Origin of the sequence: Streptomyces sp. NPDC048650, from assembly GCF_043199095.1 — a bacterium.
In the GTDB taxonomy this organism is placed as follows: Bacteria; Actinomycetota; Actinomycetes; order Streptomycetales; family Streptomycetaceae; genus Streptomyces.
This window is the reverse complement of the sequence record NZ_JBICVM010000001.1, coordinates 129,852-152,945: the sequence shown is the minus strand read 5'-3', so window position 1 is coordinate 152,945 and position 23,094 is coordinate 129,852. Positions and strand designations below refer to the sequence as shown.

Genomic DNA, 23,094 nt, shown 5'->3' with positions numbered 1-23,094 from the left:
AGTGTCGCGACATGGTTTCCGAGCGCAGTGCGGTCCAGCCGGGTGCCGAGGTCCTCGTCGCCTCCAATCGCGGTCCGGTCTCCTATGCCCTGGGGGAGGACGGCGCCCTGACCGCCAAGCGCGGCGGCGGCGGCCTGGTCTCCGGGCTGTCGGCCATCGGTCCGGACACGGACGCGGTGTGGGTGTGCGCGGCGCTCGGTGCGGGTGACCGCGAGGCCGTGCGGCGGAGCGGTGGCGCGCTGGATCCGGCGGACACCGGCGGGCAGCGGGTCCGGATGCTGGACATTCCGGCGGAAGTCCATGCGGACGCCTACAACGGAATCGCCAACTCCGTGCTGTGGTTCGTCCATCACATGCTGTATCAGACGCCGCTGGAGCCGGCGTTCGACACGGAGTTCCGCACACAGTGGGCGTCGTACGAGACGTACAACGCCGCCTTCGCCGAGGCGCTGGCGGAGGCCGCGGCGCCCGGGGCGGCCGTTCTCGTGCAGGACTACCACCTCGCGCTGGTGCCCAAGATGCTCCGCGATCTCCGCCCCGACCTGCGGATCGCGCATTTCTCGCACACACCGTGGGCGCCCGCCGAGTACTTCGCGATGCTGCCGGACGACATCCAGCGCAAGCTGGCGGCGGGCATCCTCGGTGCCGACCGGGCCAATTTCCTGACCGAGCGGTGGGCGCGGGCGTTCATGGGCTGCTGTCAGCAGGCGCTGGGAGCGGACTGCGAGGCGCACCGGCCGGACGACGGGGCGCCGTACCTCACGTCGACGGGGCCCGCGCCGCACACGACCCGGATCGGGGTGTACGGACTCGGCGCCGACGCGGAGTTCCTGCGGGAGCGGGCGCACCGTCCGGATGTCGAGGAGCGGCTCGCGGCGCTGCGCGAGCAGATCGGCGGTCCGGACCGCAAGACCATCGTGCGGGTGGACCGCACCGAGCTGTCGAAGAACATCGTGCGCGGTCTGCTCGCCTACCGACGGCTGCTCGCGGACCGGCCCGAGTGGCGCGAGCGGGTGGTGCACATCGCCTTCGCCTATCCCTCGCGCCAGGACCTGGCCGTCTACCGCGACTACACCGCACAGGTCGGACGGCTGGCCGAGGAGATCAACTCCGAGTACGGCACGGCGGGTTGGCAGCCGGTGGTGCTGCACGTCAAGGACGACTTCGCCCGCTCTCTCGCCGCCTACCGGCTCGCGGACGTGGCACTCGTCAACCCGATCCGGGACGGGATGAATCTGGTCGCCAAGGAGATTCCGGTGGTCTCCGAGCGCGGCTGTGCGCTGGTGCTCTCCCGGGAGGCGGGCGCCCACCAGGAGTTGGGCGAGGACGCGATCGGCGTCAATCCGTACGACATCAACGCCACGGCCGAGGCCCTGCACGAGGCCCTGTCGATGGACGACGCGGAGCGGGCCGCGCGCTGCGGCCGGCTGGCCGCGGCCGCCACCGCGCTGCCGCCGGCCCGGTGGTTCCTGGACCAGCTGCGCGCGTTGACGGCCTGAGCGGGGTCAGTCTCCGGCCAGGCTCTCGGCGAGCGCGTCCAGCAGCCCGACCACGCCCGCCGGTCCGTCGACCACCAGGTCGGCCCGCTCGGCCAGTTCGGTGACCTCGTTGCTGCCGCTGCACACCAGAAGCCCGGCCAGGCCCTCGGCGCGGAGTTTGTCGACGGCGGCGAAGGCGGCCAGATCGCCGAGGTCGTCGCCGGCGTAGACGACGGTGGCGGCGCCGGTCTCCTGGATCCAGTCGGCCAGGGCCACGCCTTTGTCCATGCCCGGCGGGCGGATTTCCAGGACCAGGCGGCCCGGCTCGACGATCAGGCCGTGGCGTTCGGCGAGGGCGGCGAGCGGGGCGCGGAGGGTGTCGAAGGCTCCCTGGGGGTCCGTGGCGCGGCGGGTGTGGATGGCGACGGCGCGGCCGCCCTTGCGCTCGATGGCGGTCTCCACCCAGGTGCCGTGCCAGACGCCGGAGCGGTCCAATACGCCGGGGAGTTCGGCCTGTATGGCGGCGATGCCGGGGTGCGGGGCGGGAGCCTGGACGGTGCCGGTGGCCGCTTCCCAGCGCTCGGCGCCGTAGTGGCCGAGGACGGTGAGGTGGTCCAGGCCGGGCACGGCGTCGAAGCCGCCGAGGCGGACCGCGAGGGTGGCCGGGCGGCCGGTGATCACGGCTGCGGCGCGCAGATGCGGGACGAGGCGGCCCAGGGCGGCGGTGGCGCCGGCGTGGGCGCGGGCCTTTTCCGGGTCGGGGACGATCTCGGCGAGGGTGCCGTCGAAGTCGAGGGCGATGACGGCGCGTTCGGGAGCGGCCAGGAGGGCGGCGAGCCCTTCGCGGCCGGCGTCGGTCTGCGGTGTCGGGAGGGGATGCGGCGCGTTCGGGGGACTGCCCATGGCGCCGACCCTACCGGCGGGGTGCGGGCGCATGCCGGGTGCACGGGGGCACAGGGTGTCGGCGGCTCGGTCGGCGCCCTGCCCGGTGGTGCGCGGGCGACGGGAGGTCGCGCGGGTCAGCGGCGGGCACGGCGGGCGTCGCGTACCCGGCGCAGGCGGTTGACGGTGACGGGGTCGTGGGCGAGGGCGCGCGGGTCGTCCAACAGGGCGTTCAGGGCCTGGTAGTAGCGGGTCGGGGAGATGCCGAGCCGCTCGCGGATGACCCGCTCCTTGGCGCCGGGGCCGGGCCAGGAGCGGCGCTCGACGGAGAGCACCGCTTCGTCCTGGGAGGAGAGGGGGGCGGCCGCGCGCTCTTCGCCGCTGCCGCCCGACGTGTCCGTGCCGCCCGTCATCACATTCCCACGATAAGCCCACGGTCGGACAGTGCCCGGCCGGGTGCCCCCACTTCCGCGCCCGGCCTCACTCGGCGGCGTTGTCGGCCGCGTCCGCCGTGTTCTGGATGTCGCTGAGCACGGCGGACGGATTGCCGCCGGGCCCGACGGCGCCGCCCATCTTGGCCTTGACGGTCTTGGAGACCAGCGGCCAGGAGATCTTGTCGGCCGGGTAGAACTCGGCGCTGCCGAGCTGCTTGAGGAAGCTGTGCAGGTTGCTGTACTTGTCGTCGGCCATCATCGCCTGGGAGGCGGAGGCGGTGACCGGCAGCAGTCCGTACGAACCGGAGAACTTCAGCATGTTCTTGTCGCTGTAGACGAAGTCGAGGAACTTGCCGACCTGCGAGCGGTGGCCGTTCTGCTTGAAGGCCATCATCCAGTCGGCGACGCCCATGGTGGCCTTGGCCTTGCCGTTGATGCCGGGCAGTTCGGTGGTGCCGTAGTCGATGCCCTTGGCCGCGGCCTGCTTCATCAGGGTGGGGTGGCCGTTGAGCATGCCCACGTCACCGTCGGCGAAGCCCTGGAAGGCGTCGGCGCGGTCGACCTTGGCGGGCTCGGTGCCGGTCAGGCCCTTGCCGACCAGGTTCTTCTGGACCCACTCGAAGGTCTTGACGTTCTCCGGCGAGTCGATCGTGTACTTGCCGATGCTGTCGGTGTAGTTGCCGCCGCCGCTGAGCATCCACATCAGCGTCTCGGCCTGCGTCTCCTCCGAGCCGAGCGGGAGCGCGAACGGCGTCTTCACGCCGTGGTTCTTCAGCAGCTGCGCGTCGTGGGCGATGTCGGCCCAGGTGGTCGGCGGGTCGGTGATACCCGCCTCGGCGAACAGCTTCTTGTTGTAGAAGAGGCGCCGGGTGCTGGCACCGAAGGGCATGCCGTACTGCACCCGGTTGTATTCGCCGGCGTCCGCGAGGGCCGGGGTGAAGTCGGCCTGGGTGGGTATGGAGAGCAGCTGGTCGGCGCTGTAGAGCTTGTTGTGGGCGGCGTAGTCGGCGTATGCGCCGATCTGCGCCATGTCCGGAGCCTTGCCCGCCTCGACCAGGTCCTCGACCTTCTTGTCGACGTCGGTCCAGCTGTAGACGTCGACGTCCACCTTGATGCCCGGGTGCTTCTTCTCGAAGTCCCCGGTGAGCTCGTCCCAGTAGCGCTGGGTGCTGTGGGATCCGCTGTCGCCGTAGTCCGCCGCGATGAGCTTGAGCGTGACATCGCCGTCGTCCGCGCCGCTTCCGCAGCCGGTGAGAGTCAGGATCATGCCGGAGGCGATTCCCGCCGCCGTCAGGCTCAAGTACCGCCGCTGCACCGTTCTTTACCGCCCTGTCCCGAATTCTTTGCTGCCGGGTCCATCTCGGCGTCGGGGGTCTCCCTCCACCGGCATGAACTGCGAGTGTCACTCGCGCGTCTCCACAAGGTCTACACCACCGGAAGTCTCACTTCGATATCGCCCTCCCCACGCCAAGATCACAAGACTGGGCGCCGACCAGGCCGAACGGGCACAAGAGACCATTCGTACGGTGAGTGGACTAGACCTTTTATGCCGGAGCGCGCAAAACTGGAGCCGTGAAAAACGTCATCGCCCTCGACGTGGGCGGCACCGGAATGAAAGCCGCCCTGGCAGGGGCGGACGGCACCTTGCTCTACGAGGCGCGGCGGCCCACCGGCCGCGAGCGCGGGCCCGAGGCGGTCGTCGAGGCGATCCTCGGCTTCGCCGCCGAGCTGCGGGACATCGGCCGGGCGCGGTACGGCGCCGCGGCGCTGGCCGCCGGCGTCGCGGTCCCCGGCATCGTCGACGAGGCGTCGGGCACCGCCGTCTACGCCGCCAACCTCGGCTGGCGGGACGTGCCGATGCGGGCGCTGCTGTCCGAACGGCTCGACGGGGTGCCGGTCGCGCTCGGGCACGACGTACGCACCGGCGGTCTGGCCGAGGGCCGGATCGGCGCCGGCAAGGACGCCGACCGGTTCCTGTTCGTTCCGCTGGGCACCGGGATCGCCGGCGCCATCGGCATCGACGGCCGGATCGAGGCGGGCGCGCACGGCAGCGCCGGCGAGATCGGCCACATCGTCGTGCGACCCGGCGGCCGCGAGTGCGGCTGCGGCCGGCGCGGCTGCCTGGAGACGCTGGCCTCGGCCGCCGCGGTCGGCCGGGACTGGGCGGCGGCCTGCGGCGATCCGCAGGCCGGCGCGGCGGACGCGGCCAAGGCCGTGGAGTCGGGCGACGCGCGCGCCCTCGCCGTCTGGCACAGCGCCGTGGACGCCCTGGCCGACGGCCTGGTCACCGGGCTCACCCTGCTCGACCCGCAGCTGCTGATCATCGGCGGCGGGCTCGCCGAGGCGGGCGACACGCTGTTCGTCCCTCTGCGCGAGGCGGTTCACCGGCGCGTTACCTTCCAGCCGGTCCCCTCGATCGTTCCGGCGGCCCTCGGGGATGCGGCCGGTTGCCTGGGCGCAGGACTGCTCGCCTGGGATCTTCTCTCCACGGAGGTAACCGCCTGATGGCAGCTCAGCGTTCCGCCGACCGGCCCTCGGCCCCCCGGCGCACCATCCTGGCGGGCGCCCGGATCGCCCGGCCGTCCGGCGTCGTCGACGGCGGACGGATCACGGTCGAGGGCACCCGGATCACCGACATCCGCAGCCGCGGCCTCGACGAGGACGGGCCCGGCGCGCCCGGCCGGGACACCGAGGTCCTCGACCTGCCGGGCCATCTCGTCGTGCCCGGCTTCGTCGACATGCACGTCCATGGCGGCGGTGGTGGCTCCTTCTCGTCCGCCGACCCGGAGGAGTGCCTGCGGGTCGCCGCCACCCACCGGCGGCACGGCACCACCTCCATGGTCGCCTCCACCGTCACCGGCGCCCTGGACGACCTCGCCCGGCAGGCCGCGGTGCTGGCCGAGCTCGTCCAGCAGGGCGAACTGGCCGGCATCCACTTCGAGGGGCCGTTCATCTCCCCCGGCCGCTGCGGCGCCCACCAGCCCGACCTGCTGCGCGAACCGGACCCGGCCGCGGTCCGCAAGCTGGTCGACGCCGCGCACGGCACCGCCCGGATGATGACCGTCGCCCCCGAACTGCCCGGCGGACTGGCGTCGGTGCGCCTGCTCGCCGACGCCGGGGTGATCGCGGCCGTCGGCCACACCGACGCCACCTACGACGCCACCCGCGAGGCCGTCGACGCGGGCGCGACGGTGGCCACCCACCTCTTCAACGCGATGCCGGGCCTGGGCCACCGCGCGCCCGGCCCGATCGGGGCCCTCCTGGAGGACGAGCGGATCACCGTCGAGCTGATCAACGACGGCACCCACCTGCACCCCGCCATCCTCCGGATGGCCGTCCGGGACGTGGGCGCCGAACGTGTCGCGTTCATCACGGACGCGATGGGGGCGGCGGGCATGAGCGACGGGATGTACCCGCTCGGCCCGATGCGGGTCGAGGTCAAGGACGGCGTCGCGCGGATCAGCGAGGGGCCGACGGCGGGGTCCATCGCCGGCTCCACCCTCACCCTGGACCGCGCCTTCAAACGGGCCGTCACCCTCGACGACCTGACGGTTGATCAGGCTGTCCGGGCACTTTCGGCCAACCCGGCCCGGCTGCTCGGCATCGACGACCGGGTGGGCTCCCTGGCCGCCGGCAAGGACGCCGACCTGGTGGTGCTGGACGCCGGCTACGACCTGGTCGGCGTGATGCGCCGAGGCACCTGGCTGGTACGCCCCGAGGGGGTCCGGCCGCCCGCCCCGCAGGGCCCCGGCCGCCGGGGGTGACTGCACGGCGGCCGGCCACCCGCCCCCTGGGTGGCCGGATTTCCGCCGGATGGCGGTTGACCTGGGTCTGGGCCAACCGCCTTGACGATGGCATGATCGCTCGCGCACTTGTCCGCATGCCACCGCCGAACGCGGTCGCCAGACTCCGGCCGTACGGCCGGCAACTGCCCGGCCAACGGCTGCCGCCCACCGGCACCAGCCGTCCGAGCACGGTGCGGGAGGGGGAACCATGATCCTCACGGTCACGCTGAACGCCGCCCTGGACATCACCTACCGGCTGCCCCGGCTCCGTCCGCACAGCACGAACCGGATCACCGAGGCCGTCGAACGCCCCGGCGGCAAGGGGCTGAACGTCGCCCGCGTCCTGGCTGCGCTCGGTCACCGCACGGTCGCCACCGGCTTCGCGGGCGGCGGCACCGGTGAGGCGCTGCGCGCCCTGCTCACCCAGGAGAGCGAGGTCACCGACGCCCTGGTCCCGGTCGGCGGCGCCACCCGCCGCACCATCGCCGTCGTCGACGAGAGCTCCGGCGACACCACCCAGCTCAACGAACCGGGCCCGTCCGTCTCCCCCGCCGAGTGGGACGCCTTCCTCGGCACCTACCGCGAACTCCTCGGCGACGCGCGGGCGGTGGCCCTGTGCGGCAGCCTGCCCCCGGGCGTCCCGGTGGATGTCTACGCCCGGCTGACCCGGGCCGCCCGCACCGCCGGAGTGCCGGTACTCCTGGACACCAGCGGCGAACCGCTGCGCCGCGGCCTCGCCGCCCGACCCGACCTCGCCAAGCCCAACGCGGACGAACTCGCCGCCCTCACCGGCAGCACCGAGCCGCTGCGCGCCGCCCGCGACGCCCGCCGTCGGGGCGCCCACGCGGTGGCCGCCTCCCTGGGCGCGAAGGGGATACTCGCGGTCACCGCGGACGGCGCCTGGCAGGCCACCCCGCCGCGGCACATCGCGGGCAACCCGACCGGAGCCGGTGACTCGGCCGTGGCCGGACTGCTCTCGGGCCTGGTGGAGGGCCTGCCGTGGCCGGAGCGGCTGACCCGCGCGGTCGCCCTGTCGGCGGCCACCGTACGGGCCCCGGCCGCGGGCGAGTTCGATCCGGCGACCTACGAAGAGCTGCTGCCGCGGGTCGTGGTGACGGACCGTCCGTCGGCGGCGTGAGCGGCCGGGCCTGACGGGCCGCAGCCGGCGGCTACTTCTGCTTCAGCCAGACCCGGTCGAGGTTGACGTCGCACTGGTTGCCGCTCTCGCAGGACAACTTGACGGTGTTGGTGCCCTTGTTGAGCTGCACGATCGACCAGGTCTCGGTCCAGCCCTTGTCCCAGGCGCCCTCCTGGGCTCCCGCGAAGTTCTTCATCGAGATCGGCCGAGGGTCGGCCTTGTCGTTCACGGTCAACGTGAGGTTGGCGTCCTTGCCGGGCACGCCGTAGTCGACGTAGAGCTTGTAGGCGCCGGCCTTGGGGGCGTCCACGCTCCAGCTGGCGGACGCTCCGGGGGTGTTCATCCCGGCGACGTAGGTGCCGTTCGCCGAGCGCGCGCCGGGTATGTCCTTGGCGGTGGTGGCGCCGCCGTCCAGCCGCAGGCTGCCCGCGTCCTGCTTGGGGAGCTCGCCCTGGCTGGGCTTGGGGGCGGGCGACCGGCCGGGGTCCTGCGAGCCGCCGGCCGTCGGGCCGGGGTCGTTCGCGGCGCCGCTGGTGTCGTCCTTGGTGTTGGTGAGCATCGCGACGCCGATGCCTATGCAGACCACCGCGACCACCGCGACGGCGCCGATCAGCAGCCCGTTGCGGCTGCGGCGCGGCTCCTGGTAGTCCGGGACCGGGGCGGAGCGGGTCCGCTCATTGCCGGGCAGGGTCTCCGGGGCGGCGTAGTGCGCGTTCTGCTTGCCGTACGCCGGCTGGGCCTGCTGGCCGCCGTACTGCCGCTCGCCGACCGCGCGCACCTGGTTGTAGGAGGTCCTCGGGACACCCGGCTGACGCGCGGTCCCGCCACCGGCCGCCGAGCCCGGAGCGCCGCCCTCGCCGCCGTCCGAGCGGTAGAGGTAGGCGAACGGGTCGTCGTTCTCCGGCGTGTCCGCGCCGTTGTTACCGGCCGTCATTCCGTGTCACTCCCAAGCGATGTGTACGCGTCTGTCTGCGTCGGTACGCGTCCGCGCCATCTGTGCGAACTGTCTCTTTCGGGCCCCCGTCGGCAGCACGCCGCATCGGCGCAGCCTACCCCTTGTAGCCGTCCGCACGCCGGGTCCGGACGGCTACAAGATCGCTACAGATCGATGAACGGCTGGTGGGCCGGGGTGCGGTGCGGCGGGTGTGAGATACGCGGCAGCGGGCTGCGCGCCGGCACTCAGCCCGCCCTGCGGTTCGCCTTCGAGCGGGACCGCTTCTCGACGTACATCCGCTGATCGGCCGAGGCCAGCACCTCCTCTGCGGTCATTCCGCAGCTCGCCCAGCCGATCCCGAAGCTGGCGCCGACCCGGACCGCCCGGCCGTCCACCCGTATCGGCGGGATGATGGCGTTCCGCAACCGCACCGCGAGGTCCTGGGCGTCGGCGGTGCCCAGGCCGTCCGCGAGCACCACGAATTCGTCGCCGCCGAGCCGGGCGACCGTATCGCCGTCCCGGACGCCGCTGGTCAGCCTGCGGGCGACCTCTATCAGCACCGCGTCGCCGGTGTGATGCCCGAAGCGGTCGTTGATCGACTTGAAGCCGTCGAGGTCGCAGAAGAGGACCGCGAGCCCCTTGGAACCGTCGTCCGCGACCCCTTCGGGGGGCGCGACGGCGTGCGCGTGGTGGTCGAAGGGGGCTGCCCCCTTGCCGCCGAGACCCTCGAACGGCTCCTTGCCGTCCAGGAAGCCGCCCGGGTCCACCGCGGCGGTGGCCGAGGAGGCGTACGCGTCGGCCGCGGAGCCCGCCGGGCGGGAGCACAGCCGCGCGCCGAGCCGGGCCCGCAGCTCGGCGCTGTTGGGCAGGCCGGTGAGCGAGTCGTGGCTGGCGCGGTGCGCGAGCTGCAGCTCGTGGCGCTTGCGCTCCTCGATGTCCTCGACGTGGGTGAGCAGGAACCGGGGGCCGTCGGTGGTGTCGGCGACGACGGAGTTGCGCAGCGAGACCCAGACGTAGGTGCCGTCGCGGCGGGCCAGGCGCAGCTCGGCGCGGCCCCCCTCGGCGGAGGTGCGCAGGAGGGTGCCGATGTCCTCGGGGTGGACGAGATCGGAGAAGGAGTAGCGGCGCATCGCGGCGGCCGGGCGGCCCAGCAGCCGGCACAGTGCGTCGTTGGTGCGCAGCAGGCGCCCGTGCTGGTCGCCGCCCATTTCGGCGACGGCCATACCGCTCGGCGCGTATTCGAAGGCCTGCCGGAAGCTCTCCTCGCTGGCGCGCAGGGCCTGCTGCTCGCGCTCCAGGCGGACCAGGGCGCGCTGCATGTTGGCGCGCAGCCGGGCGTTGCCGATGGCGATGGCGGCCTGGAACGCGAACATCTGCAGCGCCTCCTGCCCCCAGGGGCCGGGGCGGCGGCCGTTGCGCGGGCGGTCGACGGAGATGACGCCGAGGAGCTCACCGCTGCCGTTGGCCGCGGCGTACATCGGCGCGAACAGCCGGTCCATGGGATGCCACTCGTCGGGGAAGCGCGGTGCGGGCCCGGCCGTGTGCCACTGCGGGACGTCGTCGTCGTCCAGCACCCAGCCCTCGGTGTACGGGATGAAGCACAGCTCGCCCCAGCGTTCCCCCATCGACAGCCGGCGGTCCCAGGAGGTCCGGGAGCCGACCCGGCCGGCCATCAGTGCCTCGGCGCCCGGGCTGCCGGCCACGGCAGCGACGACGAGGTCGCCGTCAGGGCGGACGAGATTGACGGCCGCCAGCTCATAGCCGAGCCCGGCGATGGCGCCGTCGGCAACCGACTGCAGGGTGTCCGCAAGGCTGCGGGCGGTGTTCAGTTCGGCGACCACTTGGTGCAGCTGCCGCAGGGTCGCAAGACGGACGTATGGCTCCGACTCGGTCTCCATCGCTCGCTCTCCCTGAGACCTCGACAGCAACTCCAGGATTCTTCGATCGTCCGATTCCACGCTCTCCGATACTCGCTCACTGAATCACAGTGAGCTGTTCACTCGGTACACAGGGTCAACAATTAGCGCGCGCTGTGACTCAAGTCACAAGCGAAAAAGGCTCGTTGGTGATCTTCTCGCGGGGCCTTCGGGCCGCCGGCCCGCCTCCGCCGCGCACCGGACTTGCTCTTACGGAACGCAAATCCGGGCCGCCCGCACCGCCGATCACGGCACCCACCTGCGACGCTGCCCCGGCCTCCGCCGCCGGACCTAGGACGTGCATGGTCCCGCGGCCCGATGCGGGCCGGGCCCGGGCGGCGTTAGCGTTCATGGCGTGTTCACGAAAACCCTTGCCGATTCGACGGCCTCCGGAGCCGCAGCCCAAGCCACGCCCGTCGTCGCCCTCGCCTCCGTACCGGGCGAGGCGCCGGTCCCGCATGCTGTGGGGGTGAGTGACGACGAATTCCGCGCCGCCCTGTCCCGCCTCGCCGCCGGCGTGGTGCTGATCACCGCCCACGATCCGGACGGCGGGCCGCACGGCGAGGACGCCGGCATGACCGCCACCGCCTTCCTCTCCGTCTCGCTCGAACCGCCGCTGGTGATGGTGAGCGTTCGCAACGACTCCCGCATGGACGATCTGCTGGCGCTCCAGCCGCTGTGGGCCGTCTCGGTGCTGGCGGAGAGCCAGCGGCACATTGCGGGACGATTCGCGATGAAGGGTCGGATCAGCGACCGGCTGCTCTTCGAGGACATTGCCCATGTACGGGGCGAAGCGGCCGGGGCCCCGCTCATCGGCGGGGCGCTGGCGACGCTGGAGTGCCGCACCGAGCAGCGGGTGGTGGCCGGCGATCACACCCTTGTCATCGGGCGCGTACTGGCCGCCTCGGCCCCGGGCGAGGACGCGGGACCGCTCACGTACTTCCGGGGGAAGTACCGGAACCTGGGGTGAGGGCGGCGGGGCCCCAGGGCCCGGCGGGGCTCAGCCCCAATCGCGACCGGAACGGCCGCGCTTGGTGTCGCCGCGCTGCTTCTTCTCGCGCAGCCGCCGTTCGTTGATGCCGCGTGGGATCCGTGACTTACGGCGGGCCTTGGGCGGCGGCGCGGTGGCCTCGGCGAGCAGTGCGGCCAGCCGGACGGCGGCGGTCTCGCGGTTGCGCCATTGGGAGCGGTGCTCGGAGGCGCGCACGGACAGCACGCCGTCGTTCAGCCGGCTCGCCAGCCGCTCCAGGGCACGCTCCTTCCACACCTCGGGCAGCACCTGGGTCTTGGCGAGGTCGAAGCGCAGCTCCACCTGGCTGTCGCTGGTGTTGACGTGCTGGCCGCCCGGACCGGAGGACCGCGAGAATCGCCACACGAGCTCGGCCTCTGGAAGGACGACCGAACCGCGGATGACATAGGGCCCGGACATGCGTCCTATGATCCCGCGCTTTCCGGGACCCCGTCACCCGCTTTTCCGACTCGGCCCGGGGTGTCCGCATCAGGATTCGGCAAAGTAGGTAAAGGGAGCTGGAACCCGTGGTCCCCTGACGGCGTTGTGGTGGGTGACGGTAGCTTCGTCCGCAGTGCGGAGCCCGACGCTTCGACGAGTCGACAAGGAAAGGGACTTCCCATGGCTGTAAGCCTGTCCAAGGGCGGCAACGTCTCCCTCACCAAGGAGGCACCGGGCCTGACCGCCGTCACGGTCGGCCTCGGCTGGGACGTCCGCACCACCACCGGCACGGACTTCGACCTCGACGCCAGCGCCATCGCGGTCAACCCGAGCGGCAAGGTCTACTCCGACCAGCACTTCGTGTTCTTCAACAACAAGGTGACGCCGGACCAGTCCATCGAGCACACCGGCGACAACGTCACCGGCCAGGGCGAGGGCGACGACGAGCAGATCAAGGTCAACCTGGCGGGCCTGCCGGCCGACGTCGAGAAGATCGTCTTCCCGGTCTCGATCTACGACGCCGAGAACCGCAGCCAGAACTTCGGCCAGGTGCGGAACGCCTTCATCCGCATCGTCAACCAGGCCGGCGGCGCCGAGATCGCCCGCTACGACCTGAGCGAGGACGCGGCGACCGAGACCGCCATGGTCTTCGGCGAGCTCTACCGCAACGGCGCCGAGTGGAAGTTCCGCGCCGTCGGCCAGGGGTACGCCTCGGGCCTGGTGGGCATCGCGCAGGACTTCGGCGTCAACGTCTGAGCTCCGCTGAGAACCACCGGTCATCCGTGACCGGCGGAGGGCCGGCTCCCCTTGGGGGGCCGGCCCTCCGTGCTTTCCGGGCGATGCCTTCAGGCGACCGCTCCCCCACGGCTTCGGGCGATGCCTTCAGGCGACCGCCTCCGCCACGGCTTCGGGCGGCACGGCCAGCACCGCCACCTCGTCCAGCGACAGTCCGAGCGTGCCGGCCAGCGCGGCGACGGTGAAGAAGGCCGGGGTCGGCGCCCGACCGGTCTCGATCTTTCGCAGCGTCTCGGCGGACAGTCCCGCCGCCGCAGCGATCTCGACCATGCTGCGCTCGCCGCGCGCCGTGCGCAGCAGGGCGCCCAGCCGCTCGCCGCGCTCGCGTTCCCAGGGGGTCAGTGGAGTTCGCACCATGCCCGTGATACTAATACCGGTAAACAAATACCGGTATTAGTTTACCGCTACTGGAGGCGCCGGGGCATCCCCACCGGCGCCGGGAGGACGTCACTCATGGTGGAGCTCAAAACGGACGCATCGCTGGACGCGATGCGAGTGGCCGGCCGCGTGGTCGCCGACGCGCTGGCGGCGGTGCAGGCCGCGGCGGCCCCCGGGGTGCGGCTGCTGGACCTCGACGAGATCGCACGCACCGTCCTGCGCGAAGCCGGGGCCACCTCGCCGTTCCTCGGCTACCGCCCGTCCTTCGCCGCCACCCCGTTCCCCGCCGTCATCTGCGCCTCCGTCAACGACGCGATCGTGCACGGCGTCCCGGACGCCTACCGGCTGCGGGACGGCGACCTGGTGAGCATCGACTGCGGGGCGATCGTGGACGGCTGGGCGGGCGACGCGGCCGTCAGCTTCACCGTCGGCACGCCCCGTCCCGAGGACGTACGGCTGATGGAGACCACCCGCCGGGCGCTCGCCGCGGGCATCGAGGCGGCTGTGGTGGGCGCCCGCATCGGCGATATCGCGCATGCCGTCGGCAGCATCGGCCGGGCGGCCGGCTACGGCATCCCCGAGGACTTCGGCGGGCACGGCATCGGCCGCCGGATGCACGAGGACCCGCCGGTGCCCAACGACGGCCGCCCCGGCCGCGGCCTTCGCCTGCGCCACGGCCTCGTCCTCGCCATCGAGCCGATGCTGCTCGCCGGCGGCCGCAACACGTACTACGTGGCGGACGACGGCTGGACGCTGCGCACCTCCGACGCCGGCCGGGCCGCCCACTTCGAGCACACCGTCGCGATCACGCACGACGGGCCCCGGGTGCTGACGATGCCGTAGCGGCGCCGCACGCCGGGCCGCCGGGCGGCGGGAGCGGGCACGGCGGGCCCGCGGGGGGCTACTTGTCGAGTGCCCGCACACCGGCCTGCGCGAACTGCTCGTCGGTGGCGCCGCTGGGCGCGCCCGCCACGCCGATCGCGGCGATCGGCGCGCCCTGCGACCGCACGGGGGCGCCGCCCGCCAGGAAGAGGGTGCCGGGGATGTCCTTGAGGGTGGGGGCCTGGTCCAGCCGCTTGACCAGCTCGGACGTCGGGGCGTTCCAGGACACGGCGGTGTACGCCTTCTTCTCCGCCGACGCGGCCGACTGCGGACCGGCGCCGTCGCCCCGCAGCTGGACGAGCGTGTTGCCGTTCCGGTCCACGACGGCGACCGAGACCTTCTCGCCCGCCTTCCCGGCCGCGTCCACGGCGGCCTGCGCGGCCTTGGTGGCGGCGGCGAGGGTCAGATGGGTCGAGTGGGTGAGGTGCCCGCCGGCGGCGCCGGTGGCCGCCGCGGGGGCAGCTGCCGGCGACGGGGCGGCGGACGCGGACACGGCGCCGAAGGTGCCCGCGCCGGCCAGGACGACGAGGGCGGCACCGGCGACGACGCGGGCACGGAAGGACGGCTTCTGCATGATCTGAGCTCCTCGGGACGGGGAAATCGGTGGTGTGCCCTCATCCTCGGAGCGGCCCGGCCCCGCCGGCGTCGGCGTACCGGCTGTCCCTTCCGTGCATGATGGTGGAGACCGGTGTCAGCCGATCGGTTGATGCGCGGCGCTCTCCACCCGGGTTACGACTACGAGGAACGACCACGGGAGAGCCCCCTCAGGAGATCCAGATCCACGTGCACCCCGCGCACCCCGCCCAGCAGCCCGCGCCGCCGGACCCGAACCCCGACGCCCGCTGGCTGGGCCCCGTCATGCACACGGCGTTCTTCCTGCTGCTGGGCGCCTCACTCGCACGCTTCCTGATCCGGCATCCGGGCGAGCCCCGCACCCCCTGGGTCATCGCCCTCGGCCTGGCCCTCGCCCTCCTCTACGTCCTCGGTCCGGCGCTCGGCCCCCGGACCGGCGACCGGCGTCGCCCCACCGTGCGCCGCCTGCTCTGGCTGGGTGCGGTCGTCGCGGTCTGGGTCGTCCTGGTCCTGCTCGCGCCGAGCTTCGCGTGGTGCGCGGTACCGCTCTTCTACACCGGGCTGCGCACCCTGCCCGCCGGCGCGGCGTCGCTGCTGGTCGGCTTGCTCACCGTCTTCGTCGTCGTCGCCCAGCTGCGGCTGGCCACCGGCTTCGACCCGAATCTGGTGCTCGCGCCGCCGGCCGTCGCCGCCCTCGCCACCGCCGTCTTCGTCCACATGGAGCGCCAGGCCGCCCGGCAACGAGCGCTGATCGACGATCTGCTGCGCACCCGCCGCGAACTGGCCGCCACGGAACGGCGCGAGGGCACGCTCGCCGAGCGGCAGCGCCTGTCGATGGAGATCCACGACACCCTCGCCCAGGGGCTGTCGAGCCAGCAGATGCTGCTGCAGGCCGCCGAGCGCACCTGGGACACGGCACCGGACACCGCCCGCGGCCATGTCCGCACGGCCACCGGGATCACCGCCCGCAACCTCGCCGAGGCGCGCCGCTTCGTCCACGACCTGGCCCCGGCGGACCTCGCCGACGGAGCCTCGCTGCCCGAGGCCCTGCGCGAGCTCGCCGCCCGCACCGACGAGCCGGGCTCCGGGTCCGGTCCCCTCGCCGTACGCCTCCACCTGGACGGCACCCCCGCGCCGCTCCCCGACCGCGTCCAGTCCGCCCTGCTGCGGATCGCCCAGGGCGCCCTGGCCAACGTCCGCGAACATGCGGCCGCGTCCACCGCCGCCCTGACCCTCAGCTACCTCGGCGACCAGATCGTCCTGGACATCGCCGACGACGGCCGGGGCTTCACCCCCGCCGACCCGGCCGCACCCGCCCCCGGTCACCGGCGAGGCCACGGCCTGCCCGCCATGCATGCCCGGGTGCGCCAGCTGGGCGGCACCCTCACCGTCGAATCCGCGCCGGGCGAGGGCACCGTCCTGTCCGCCGCCGTGCCCCTGGAGCCCGCCCCATGACCGGCACCGACACCACCGGCCCCGACACCACCGGCCCCGCGCCCGTACGGATCCTGCTCTGCGACGACCATGCCGTCGTGCGCGCCGGTCTGCGCGCCCTGCTCGCCAGCGCATCCGGAATCGAGGTCGTCGGCGAGGTCGGGACCGGCGAAGAGGCCGTGGCGACGGCCGCCGTACTCCACCCCGACGTCGTCCTGATGGATCTGCAACTCGGCCCCGGCATCGACGGCATCGAGGCCACCCGCCGGATTTCCGGGCTCCGGCCCGCGCCCCACGTCCTCGTCCTCACCACCTACGACACCGACGCCGACATCACCCGCGCCATCGAGGCCGGCGCCACCGGCTACCTCCTCAAGGCCGAGCGGCCCGACGAGCTCTTCGCCGCCATCCACGCCGCCGCCCGGGGCCGCAGCACCCTCTCCGCACCCGTCGCCCATCGCGTACTGGCCCGGCTGCGCAGCCCCCGCCCCACGCTGACCGACCGGGAACGCGACATCCTCGGCCAGCTCGCGCGCGGCCTGGGCAACCGCGAGATCGCCCGCGCCCTCTTCATCAGCGAGGCCACCGTCAAAACCCACCTGGGCCGCATCTACGGCAAGCTCGGCGTGGACACCCGGGCGGGCGCGGTCGCGGTCGCCAAGGAACAGCGGCTGCTGCCGTGAGCCGCACGGCCGCGGGTCGGTGTGACTGCTCGGCCGCGGGCCGGGGTGATGGCTCGGCCGCCGCCCGCCGTGGGCCGGGCCGTCCCGCCACCGCCCCGGCGTGACACCATCTAGAGGTGATCGACCTCGGCTACTCGCTCTCCCGCCGCTTCCCGGATCCCTCGCAGCTGGACTACCGGAGCGCAGACGTGCGCACCCTGCGCCACGACCTGTTCTGCGGTGACGTCTACCTCGCCGACACCAAGGCGGACCGCGAGCTGTCCACTGCCTGGGGATGGGTGCCGGTCCTCGACTTCGCCTGGGCGCTGTGCGACATCGTCGAGCAGTTGGACCGCGATCCCCGCGGCAACCGCTCGGCCCGCACCATCCACGCCGAACTGGACTTCACCGAATCCAGCGACCGGATGCTCTTCGAGCGCCGTTTCGGGTGGGTGGACGTCGCTGCCGACTGGATGCCGGCCGACGAGGCGCCACTCACCTTCAACCACTCCGCGCTGCGCCGCGAGGCCCGCGACTTCCTGCACGATCTGATCGCCGACCTCACCGACATGCACGACGGCCTCGGCGACAACCCCGTCATCTGGGACCTCCAGGCCCGCTTCCCCCGCGTCTGACCGGCATCCGCCCGACGGCCGACCGACGCCCGACGGGGCCGGCGCCTCACTCGACCCGCACCCCTACCTGTGCGGCGAACGCCGGGGCCAGATCGAGGAGTTGGGACGCGCTGATCACCGCGCCCGACAGCCGGTCGATCCCCCGCGCGATGTCCACCGCGGCCGCGCCCCGCAGATCGACGTCCTTCATCCGCGCCTCGCTGAAGTCCGCCCGCGCCAGCGTGCAGTCGTCGAACGTCACCCGCTCCAGCACCGCACCCGAGAAGTCCGCCTCGACCAGCACGCACCCCTCGAAGGCGACGTCCCGCAGCTTCGCCTGACGCAGGTTCGGGAAGTCGATCTTTCCGCCGCGCACCACGACCCGCTCCAGCACCGCGCCGTGCAACTGCGTCCCGCCGAGCCGGGCGTCCGTCACCTCCACATCGCGCAGCGACGCCTGCGAGAGGTCCGTCCCGACCCCGCGCACACCGCTCAGCACGCTGTCGATGATCCGGGCCCGGCTCAGCACCGTCTCGTCCAGCCCGCAGCGGCGCACCGCGCAATCCATGAACCGCGCTCCGTACGCCGCCTGCCCCACCCAGTCGGCATCCGTGAACTCCAGCCCGTCGTAATCCCCTTCGGGCTCCAGCTCGCCGCCGTCGTACGGCCGCAGCTCCGGCAGCCGCACCTCGGGCCGCCGTACCGCCCGCACCGTCTCCTTGCCGCGCCCTGCCACGCGATCACCGCCTTCCACCGCTACCCGCTACGTATCCGCTCCCGCACAGAACCGGCCGGAAAGCCCGAGAACCGGCCGCACACCGGCCGCATACGCCACCCGCCCGGCCGGCGTCCACGCGCCCGCCCTGCACCACCCATCCTGAACCACCCCACTGACATCGCCGGGGCGAGCGTCCTAACGACCCACCCGGCGGCTCTCACGGGTGCCACCGCTCCGGCCGCCCCGGCCCGTCAACAGCGCCCCGCCCACCAGTGCCGCCCCGGCCCCGGCCCCGCCCTCGAGGACCAGGGATCCGACGCCGTTCTGCCGGTGCCGCCGGCGGTCGGCCGCGCCGTCCGCGGGCCCGCCCCGGGACGAGACGCCCGCGTCGGCGGAGTCCTCCCCGGCCCCACCCCCGCGCGGCTCGGCTCCCGCGCTCGCGCTCGCGACCACCGTCCGCCCGCTCGCCCCTGCGTGCTCGTGGGCGGGCGCGGCCCCGGCGAGTGGAATCACCACGCCCACGGCAGCGGCGGCGGCAACGGTCACAGCGGCCACGATCCCGGTGCGGGAGGGCTTCCTCGGCATGGCGGTCCCCCTTCCGGTTCGGTGGATGCTCCGGCGGGTGCGCGGTGGACGTTCCGGCGGCTGCGCGCTGGACGTTCCGGCGGGTGTCGGTGCCCGGAGGCCCCGGACTCCTCACGCTACGCAGCACCCACCCCGCCGGCTCCGGTCCGAAAGTCCCTTCCGTACCGGCAGAAGTACGGGACCCGGCCCCCGCCGCGAGGGACCGACGTCCCCCGCGGCCAGGGCCCAAGGTCCCGCCCCACGGCCCGACGTCCCGCCGCGCCGGCGCACCGCCGCACCGCCCCTACCGCACCAGCGCCATCTCCCGCTCCGTCTCGTTCAGCCGCCGCCCGCCCGAGTCCGTGCACGTCACGATGTCCTCGATCCGCACCCCGAACCGCCCCGGCAGATAGATGCCCGGTTCGATCGAGAAGCACATGCCCGGCACCAGTGGCAGATGCTCGCCCTCGACCAGATACGGCGGCTCGTGCGTGGTCACTCCGATCCCGTGCCCGGTCCGGTGGATGAAGTACTCCCCGTAACCCGCCGCCTTGATGACCCGCCGCGCCACCCGGTCGATGTCCTGGCACGCGACGCCGGGCCGTACCGCATCGAAGGCCGCCTGCTGCGCCTCCCGCACAATGTCGTGCACCTTGAGCTCCTCCGCGCCCGGTTCCCCGACGTGCACGGTCCGCGAGGTGTCCGACCCGTAGCCGTCCTTCAGCCCACCGAAGTCGAGCACCACCATGTCGCCGTCCTGGATGACCCGCTCACCCGCCTCATGGTGCGGATCGGCGCCATTGGGGCCGGACCCCACCACCGTGAAGTCCACCTGGCTGTGGCCGTGCTCGCGCAGCAGCCGCGCCAGGTCCGCCGCCACGTCGAACTCCCGGCGCCCGGCGAACCGTACGTCGAGGATCTCCTCGTACGCCGCGTCCGCGGCCGCCCCGGCCGCCGCCAGTCGCGCCACCTCATGCGCGTCCTTGACGGCACGGAGCATCGGCAGCGCCTCCGTCAGCGCACCGTACGCACTCCCCGGCAGCGACCGCTGGAGCCCCAGCAGATGCATCGCCCAGGTCGAGTCCGACATCCCGTAACGTCCTTGCGGATCCAGCCACTTGGCGAGTTCCACGTACGGGTCGGCACCGTCCGTCCAACCCGCCACGTCCATCGCCGCGGCCCCGGCCGACCGCACCGCATCGGACTGTTCGAGCGCCGGCACCAACAGCCGCGGCCGCCGCCCCTGCGCGATCACCAGGGCGGTCAGCCGCTCGGTGGCCGCCGGGGGCCGGTAGCCGCACAGCCACACCAGATCCGGCCCAGGCGTCACGATCAGCCCGGCCAGACCGACATCGGCGGCGGCCTGCCCCGCCCGCGCCATGCGCTGCTCATAGTCGTCGCGCGTCATCGAAGTCACCATGCCGGCGAATCTACGCCGCCGCCTCCCCCGAAACCCGGCAAAATCCCCCGGCCGACGCCCCTTCGCCACCTGTCACCCGAGCGCCGAGCGCCCCTCCCCCTGCGCAGCCCGGCCCCCCGAGGCCGGCCCGCCCCGAACCGGAAGGCCGGCACGGCGGCCGGCCCGGCCCCGACCGCCCCGATCACCGGCCCGGAGCGACCGCCCCCGTCGATTTCACCCGCAGACTCCGGAAGCCCCAGGCCGTCACCGACCCGGGGGCTTCTCCCCCGTCCCTCAGCCGGTCGCCCCGGCCCCGTCGCCCTGGAGATCGAGCTGGTACTCGAATGACGTGTGCGTCGGCGCATAGCCGAGCGCGTCGTTGATGTGCCTCATGTACGGGTTGTTGTCGGCGGTGTCGGTCAGCAGACCGCCGAGGCCCGGGTGCCGCTCCAGGGTCTGCAGAATCGAGGCGGCCTTCATCCACCGTCCGAGGCCGCGCCCGCGGTGCTCCGGCAGGACGCCGGTGCCGTAGTGCCGGCCATCGCCCTTGCCCTCACCAGGGACGACCAGTTCGGTGAAGCCGACGATCGAGCCGTCCGACTCGTCGATGGCGGCGACGGTGTGCAGCAGGTCGCCACGCTTTTCGACGGCCGCCACTGCGGCCCGGACCCGTTCCAGGTCCCAGACCACCGTGCCGAAGTCGGTGTCGCCCATCGGCATGTCGTCCATGGCATGGCGCGACGCGACGAACGCCTCGGCGAGGTCGCCGGAGACCGTTCCCTCCCACGACGCCAGCCGATAGCCGGGATGCGGCCGTTCGGTGATCTCGGTGAGCGCGGCGATGTCCACCTCTGCCAGGGCAAGCCGGGTGTAGATCAGGGTCAGGACCTTGCGGAAGCCGCAGGCCGGCAGGAACCGGTCGCCCGGAGAGCCGGCCTCGGCCTGGGTGATGACACTGCGCCGGCCCTCGTGGCGCGCGGCGGCCACCGCCGCGTCCAGGAGCCGGGAGCCGGTGCGGTTGCGCCGCTCGGCCGGATGAACGTGGAGCTCCAGTGCGGCGAGGTGGTCCTGCCCGGTTGCGGTGTGAAGACGCAGGAACGCCGACCCGACGGGGGTTCCGTCGGAGTCGGATGCCAGCCACGCCAGGCGGCGGCCGGCGGGATTGATGTCGGGGTCGGTCAGCGCAGTGATGCGAACGGACAAGGTGTCTCCGTCGTAGAGAGGTGGAAGCTGTCAGGACCTGGGTTCGACTGCTGACCGGTCGTGCGCATGTGCTGCACACCTCCTTGGCGACGGCGTCGGCCCGGGCGTCCGACGGCCCGCAGAAGATAGCCGCCCCCTCCGGAAGCGGCAAAGGGTTATCGGTGCCGCCGGCGCCCCTGGCGACCTGGGCGGTCCACACCGCTCGACCACCCGGCCCGCCGCCACGAGGCGCAGGAGCAGGAGCAGGCACAGGAGCAGGCGCAGGCACAGGCACAGGCACAGGCACAGGCGGATGCTCGACCGACGACCGCCCTGGGCGGCCACCCAGGCCAATAAAGCCGACGGCCGGTCATCCGTGTACCACCGGCGCCCGGCGTTCGCACCGCAAGGGCAGTGGACCGCTCACGCAGCCGGGATCACGTCCCGCCGGGAGCCCCAGTGGTCACCCCAGACCTCAGCTGTTGAGGCATGCGAAGCAGTCAGCGCCGTGATCGCGCCAAACCCCGACATCAACGCCGCGCCCCTGAGGAGCAGTTGTGCATCACCCGAACCCGCTCTACCGCCATGACCTCGGGTTTACGTCCCTTCAGGGTCAGCTGAAAAACGTCCGGCGGGGGCAAACTCACGTTTAGAGGCACCTTGATCACTTAATGTAGCTGCAATGTTGCTGCAACATACTGCCAATTGGCTGCTCAGACCCCTACAGGGGGCGACACACTGTGAAATTGGAGACGTGAACTCCGCTTCGTGCCGGGCGGAACGACGCTGGCCCGTGGGTGTATCGGTCGCCTAGCATCCTCAATGTCTGCCAGCCCGCCAGTGACCGCGGCGGGATAAGCGGACCGCAACTCCATTGAGCGGGCGCCGTGAAGTCCCCGGAATTCACAGCGACGTGTAGCGCCCGAGCATCCCCTCTCGATCACCTCCGGTCATTACCGACAGGGAGAAGCATGTCCGCATTAGCCACGCCGCAAGTACCGGAGCAGTCGGCTCGGTTCGCTGAGATCCTCAAGCGACTCATCGACAAGTCGGTGGACGGCTACTACAACCCGTACCGCGAGTTCGACTGGCCTGATTCGCTGCCCGAGCAGATGTCGTGGATGAGCGACGACCTCATGTCCACCTACGGAACTGAAGTCGCCAAGGAGCTGACGACCGAAGAGGCGCAGCGGCTGTCCCGCTGGGAGAGCATCAACTTCTACAGCCTCAACGTAGAAGGAATCCGCGAGCTGCTGATCGAGGTCATCAAGCGTATCCACACAGCGGGTTTCGAGCTGCCGTCGGACTTTTTCCACCACTTCATCGGCGAAGAGAACGAACACATGTGGTTCTTCGCCGAGTTCTGCCTCCGGTACGGCGACAAGATCTACACCGGGCCGAAACTCAACTCCATTCCGCATGACAACGCCCAGGTGGAAAACTTCCTGGTCTTCTCCAGGATTCTGCTCTTCGAGGAGATCGTCGACTTCTACAACATGCGGATGGCCGCCGACGACTCCCTCCACGAGACCGTCCGCAAGGTCAACCGGGTGCACCACGAGGACGAGTCCCGGCACATCGCGTTCGGCCGCGAGCTGGTCTCGATGCTCTACTCCGAGCTGGCGAAGACCATGACCGACCAGCAGCGCCAGGAGATCGAGCAGTACCTGAAGCGATACATCGTCTTCAGCCTCCGCTCCTTCTACAACCCGCAGGTCTACCGGGACGCCGGGATCGACAAGCCGCTGGAGTTCCGCGAGCGAGTGGTCTCCGACCCGGCCCGCCGCGACCTGGAGCGCAAGGTGGTGCGCAAGCCGATGTCCTTCATGGTCAAGTCGGGGATCTTCGCCGACGACCAGCTGCCGGCCATCTGAGC

Annotated in this window: 23 protein-coding genes; 11 read left to right on the top strand and 12 right to left on the bottom strand. The window is 72.4% G+C overall.

Going from position 1 to position 23,094, the window contains the following annotated elements; translation table 11 throughout:
• The first annotated feature begins 11 nt into the window (after positions 1–11).
• The gene (locus ACGFML_RS00795) at positions 12–1,499 is read left to right on the top strand and encodes a trehalose-6-phosphate synthase (RefSeq protein ID WP_393538522.1); all 1,488 of its coding nucleotides are present in this window, start codon (positions 12–14) and stop codon (positions 1,497–1,499) included.
• Positions 1,500–1,505: 6 nt separating this feature from the next.
• Here the strand turns inward: ACGFML_RS00795 and otsB are convergent, their stop codons facing one another.
• The 3 genes from otsB to ACGFML_RS00780 form a co-directional block, all read right to left on the bottom strand.
• Positions 1,506–2,381, bottom strand: a complete 876-nt coding sequence (gene otsB, locus ACGFML_RS00790) for a trehalose-phosphatase (protein ID WP_393538521.1) — start codon at positions 2,379–2,381, stop codon at positions 1,506–1,508.
• 116 nt (positions 2,382–2,497) lie between these two features.
• Positions 2,498–2,773 carry a DUF3263 domain-containing protein gene (locus tag ACGFML_RS00785; RefSeq protein WP_393538520.1) on the bottom strand — a complete coding sequence of 92 codons (276 nt, stop codon included), beginning with the start codon at positions 2,771–2,773 and terminating at the stop codon, positions 2,498–2,500.
• Positions 2,774–2,840: 67 nt separating this feature from the next.
• Positions 2,841–4,061 (bottom strand): extracellular solute-binding protein, encoded by a 1,221-nt coding sequence (locus tag ACGFML_RS00780; RefSeq protein WP_393538519.1) that lies wholly within the window; start codon positions 4,059–4,061, stop codon positions 2,841–2,843.
• 305 nt (positions 4,062–4,366) lie between these two features.
• Between ACGFML_RS00780 and ACGFML_RS00775 the strand changes: the two genes are divergently transcribed.
• From ACGFML_RS00775 to ACGFML_RS00765, 3 genes are all read left to right on the top strand, one after another.
• Entirely contained in the window at positions 4,367–5,299 is a 933-nt protein-coding gene (locus ACGFML_RS00775) for an ROK family protein (protein WP_393538518.1), read from the top strand.
• A complete protein-coding gene (gene nagA, locus ACGFML_RS00770) occupies positions 5,299–6,558 on the top strand; it encodes an N-acetylglucosamine-6-phosphate deacetylase (RefSeq protein WP_393538517.1) in 1,260 nt (419 codons plus the stop codon). The genes ACGFML_RS00775 and nagA overlap by 1 nt, the downstream gene beginning before the upstream one ends.
• 229 nt (positions 6,559–6,787) lie before the next feature.
• Positions 6,788–7,717, top strand: a complete 930-nt coding sequence (locus ACGFML_RS00765) for a 1-phosphofructokinase family hexose kinase (RefSeq protein WP_393538516.1) — start codon at positions 6,788–6,790, stop codon at positions 7,715–7,717.
• Between the two features lie 31 nt (positions 7,718–7,748).
• Here the strand turns inward: ACGFML_RS00765 and ACGFML_RS00760 are convergent, their stop codons facing one another.
• Together ACGFML_RS00760 and cdgB are read right to left on the bottom strand one after the other, a co-directional pair.
• Positions 7,749–8,651, bottom strand: coding sequence for a carbohydrate-binding protein (locus tag ACGFML_RS00760; protein ID WP_393538514.1), 903 nt, complete (start codon positions 8,649–8,651; stop codon positions 7,749–7,751).
• Between the two features lie 245 nt (positions 8,652–8,896).
• Positions 8,897–10,549: a diguanylate cyclase CdgB gene (gene cdgB, locus ACGFML_RS00755; protein WP_393538512.1), complete on the bottom strand. Its 1,653-nt coding sequence runs from the start codon at positions 10,547–10,549 to the stop codon at positions 8,897–8,899.
• A 373-nt stretch (positions 10,550–10,922) separates the two neighbouring features.
• Here cdgB and ACGFML_RS00750 point away from each other — a divergent pair, with 373 nt between their 5' ends.
• The gene (locus ACGFML_RS00750) at positions 10,923–11,537 is read left to right on the top strand and encodes a flavin reductase family protein (protein WP_393538510.1); all 615 of its coding nucleotides are present in this window, start codon (positions 10,923–10,925) and stop codon (positions 11,535–11,537) included.
• A 30-nt stretch (positions 11,538–11,567) separates the two neighbouring features.
• Here ACGFML_RS00750 and arfB read toward each other — a convergent pair whose 3' ends face one another.
• Entirely contained in the window at positions 11,568–11,996 is a 429-nt protein-coding gene (gene arfB / locus ACGFML_RS00745) for an alternative ribosome rescue aminoacyl-tRNA hydrolase ArfB (RefSeq protein ID WP_393538508.1), read from the bottom strand.
• A gap of 201 nt (positions 11,997–12,197) precedes the next feature.
• Here arfB and ACGFML_RS00740 point away from each other — a divergent pair, with 201 nt between their 5' ends.
• Entirely contained in the window at positions 12,198–12,773 is a 576-nt protein-coding gene (locus ACGFML_RS00740; RefSeq protein WP_393538506.1) for a TerD family protein, read from the top strand.
• A 126-nt stretch (positions 12,774–12,899) separates the two neighbouring features.
• Here the strand turns inward: ACGFML_RS00740 and ACGFML_RS00735 are convergent, their stop codons facing one another.
• A complete protein-coding gene (locus ACGFML_RS00735; protein WP_393538504.1) occupies positions 12,900–13,169 on the bottom strand; it encodes a helix-turn-helix domain-containing protein in 270 nt (89 codons plus the stop codon).
• Between the two features lie 96 nt (positions 13,170–13,265).
• Between ACGFML_RS00735 and map the strand changes: the two genes are divergently transcribed.
• Positions 13,266–14,033 carry a type I methionyl aminopeptidase gene (map, locus tag ACGFML_RS00730; protein ID WP_393538502.1) on the top strand — a complete coding sequence of 256 codons (768 nt, stop codon included), beginning with the start codon at positions 13,266–13,268 and terminating at the stop codon, positions 14,031–14,033.
• Positions 14,034–14,091: 58 nt separating this feature from the next.
• Here map and ACGFML_RS00725 read toward each other — a convergent pair whose 3' ends face one another.
• On the bottom strand, positions 14,092–14,646 hold the full coding sequence (locus ACGFML_RS00725) for a heme-binding protein (RefSeq protein WP_393538500.1): 555 nt from the start codon (positions 14,644–14,646) through the stop codon (positions 14,092–14,094).
• Between the two features lie 284 nt (positions 14,647–14,930).
• Here ACGFML_RS00725 and ACGFML_RS00720 point away from each other — a divergent pair, with 284 nt between their 5' ends.
• From ACGFML_RS00720 to ACGFML_RS00710, 3 genes are all read left to right on the top strand, one after another.
• Positions 14,931–16,100: a sensor histidine kinase gene (locus ACGFML_RS00720; RefSeq protein WP_393540330.1), complete on the top strand. Its 1,170-nt coding sequence runs from the start codon at positions 14,931–14,933 to the stop codon at positions 16,098–16,100.
• Positions 16,097–16,762 (top strand): response regulator, encoded by a 666-nt coding sequence (locus ACGFML_RS00715; RefSeq protein WP_393538498.1) that lies wholly within the window; start codon positions 16,097–16,099, stop codon positions 16,760–16,762. Before ACGFML_RS00720 ends, ACGFML_RS00715 begins: the two co-directional genes overlap by 4 nt.
• 116 nt (positions 16,763–16,878) lie before the next feature.
• The gene (locus ACGFML_RS00710; protein WP_393538496.1) at positions 16,879–17,376 is read left to right on the top strand and encodes a hypothetical protein; all 498 of its coding nucleotides are present in this window, start codon (positions 16,879–16,881) and stop codon (positions 17,374–17,376) included.
• Positions 17,377–17,422: 46 nt separating this feature from the next.
• Here ACGFML_RS00710 and ACGFML_RS00705 read toward each other — a convergent pair whose 3' ends face one another.
• The 4 genes from ACGFML_RS00705 to ACGFML_RS00690 form a co-directional block, all read right to left on the bottom strand.
• Positions 17,423–18,067: a pentapeptide repeat-containing protein gene (locus ACGFML_RS00705; RefSeq protein ID WP_393540328.1), complete on the bottom strand. Its 645-nt coding sequence runs from the start codon at positions 18,065–18,067 to the stop codon at positions 17,423–17,425.
• A 201-nt stretch (positions 18,068–18,268) separates the two neighbouring features.
• Positions 18,269–18,658 carry a hypothetical protein gene (locus ACGFML_RS00700; protein ID WP_393538495.1) on the bottom strand — a complete coding sequence of 130 codons (390 nt, stop codon included), beginning with the start codon at positions 18,656–18,658 and terminating at the stop codon, positions 18,269–18,271.
• A 283-nt stretch (positions 18,659–18,941) separates the two neighbouring features.
• On the bottom strand, positions 18,942–20,045 hold the full coding sequence (locus ACGFML_RS00695; RefSeq protein WP_393540326.1) for an aminopeptidase P family protein: 1,104 nt from the start codon (positions 20,043–20,045) through the stop codon (positions 18,942–18,944).
• Between the two features lie 285 nt (positions 20,046–20,330).
• Positions 20,331–21,239 carry a GNAT family N-acetyltransferase gene (locus ACGFML_RS00690; RefSeq protein ID WP_393538493.1) on the bottom strand — a complete coding sequence of 303 codons (909 nt, stop codon included), beginning with the start codon at positions 21,237–21,239 and terminating at the stop codon, positions 20,331–20,333.
• A gap of 950 nt (positions 21,240–22,189) precedes the next feature.
• Between ACGFML_RS00690 and ACGFML_RS00685 the strand changes: the two genes are divergently transcribed.
• Entirely contained in the window at positions 22,190–23,092 is a 903-nt protein-coding gene (locus tag ACGFML_RS00685; RefSeq protein ID WP_393538491.1) for a diiron oxygenase, read from the top strand.
• Positions 23,093–23,094: the final 2 nt, after the last annotated feature.

What these genes read in the sequence shown, in the direction of transcription:
- ACGFML_RS00795 (WP_393538522.1), top strand. Translation starts at nt 12, where the DNA reads ATGGTTTCCGAGCGCAGTGCGGTCCAGCCGGGTGCCGAGGTCCTCGTC.
- otsB (WP_393538521.1), bottom strand. Translation starts at nt 2,381, where the DNA reads ATGGGCAGTCCCCCGAACGCGCCGCATCCCCTCCCGACACCGCAGACC.
- ACGFML_RS00785 (WP_393538520.1), bottom strand. Translation starts at nt 2,773, where the DNA reads ATGACGGGCGGCACGGACACGTCGGGCGGCAGCGGCGAAGAGCGCGCG.
- ACGFML_RS00780 (WP_393538519.1), bottom strand. Translation starts at nt 4,061, where the DNA reads ATGATCCTGACTCTCACCGGCTGCGGAAGCGGCGCGGACGACGGCGAT.
- nagA (WP_393538517.1), top strand. Translation starts at nt 5,299, where the DNA reads ATGGCAGCTCAGCGTTCCGCCGACCGGCCCTCGGCCCCCCGGCGCACC.
- ACGFML_RS00765 (WP_393538516.1), top strand. Translation starts at nt 6,788, where the DNA reads ATGATCCTCACGGTCACGCTGAACGCCGCCCTGGACATCACCTACCGG.
- ACGFML_RS00760 (WP_393538514.1), bottom strand. Translation starts at nt 8,651, where the DNA reads ATGACGGCCGGTAACAACGGCGCGGACACGCCGGAGAACGACGACCCG.
- cdgB (WP_393538512.1), bottom strand. Translation starts at nt 10,549, where the DNA reads ATGGAGACCGAGTCGGAGCCATACGTCCGTCTTGCGACCCTGCGGCAG.
- arfB (WP_393538508.1), bottom strand. Translation starts at nt 11,996, where the DNA reads ATGTCCGGGCCCTATGTCATCCGCGGTTCGGTCGTCCTTCCAGAGGCC.
- ACGFML_RS00740 (WP_393538506.1), top strand. Translation starts at nt 12,198, where the DNA reads ATGGCTGTAAGCCTGTCCAAGGGCGGCAACGTCTCCCTCACCAAGGAG.
- ACGFML_RS00735 (WP_393538504.1), bottom strand. Translation starts at nt 13,169, where the DNA reads ATGGTGCGAACTCCACTGACCCCCTGGGAACGCGAGCGCGGCGAGCGG.
- map (WP_393538502.1), top strand. Translation starts at nt 13,266, where the DNA reads ATGGTGGAGCTCAAAACGGACGCATCGCTGGACGCGATGCGAGTGGCC.
- ACGFML_RS00725 (WP_393538500.1), bottom strand. Translation starts at nt 14,646, where the DNA reads ATGCAGAAGCCGTCCTTCCGTGCCCGCGTCGTCGCCGGTGCCGCCCTC.
- ACGFML_RS00720 (WP_393540330.1), top strand. Translation starts at nt 14,931, where the DNA reads ATGCACACGGCGTTCTTCCTGCTGCTGGGCGCCTCACTCGCACGCTTC.
- ACGFML_RS00715 (WP_393538498.1), top strand. Translation starts at nt 16,097, where the DNA reads ATGACCGGCACCGACACCACCGGCCCCGACACCACCGGCCCCGCGCCC.
- ACGFML_RS00700 (WP_393538495.1), bottom strand. Translation starts at nt 18,658, where the DNA reads ATGCCGAGGAAGCCCTCCCGCACCGGGATCGTGGCCGCTGTGACCGTT.
- ACGFML_RS00695 (WP_393540326.1), bottom strand. Translation starts at nt 20,045, where the DNA reads ATGACGCGCGACGACTATGAGCAGCGCATGGCGCGGGCGGGGCAGGCC.
- ACGFML_RS00685 (WP_393538491.1), top strand. Translation starts at nt 22,190, where the DNA reads ATGTCCGCATTAGCCACGCCGCAAGTACCGGAGCAGTCGGCTCGGTTC.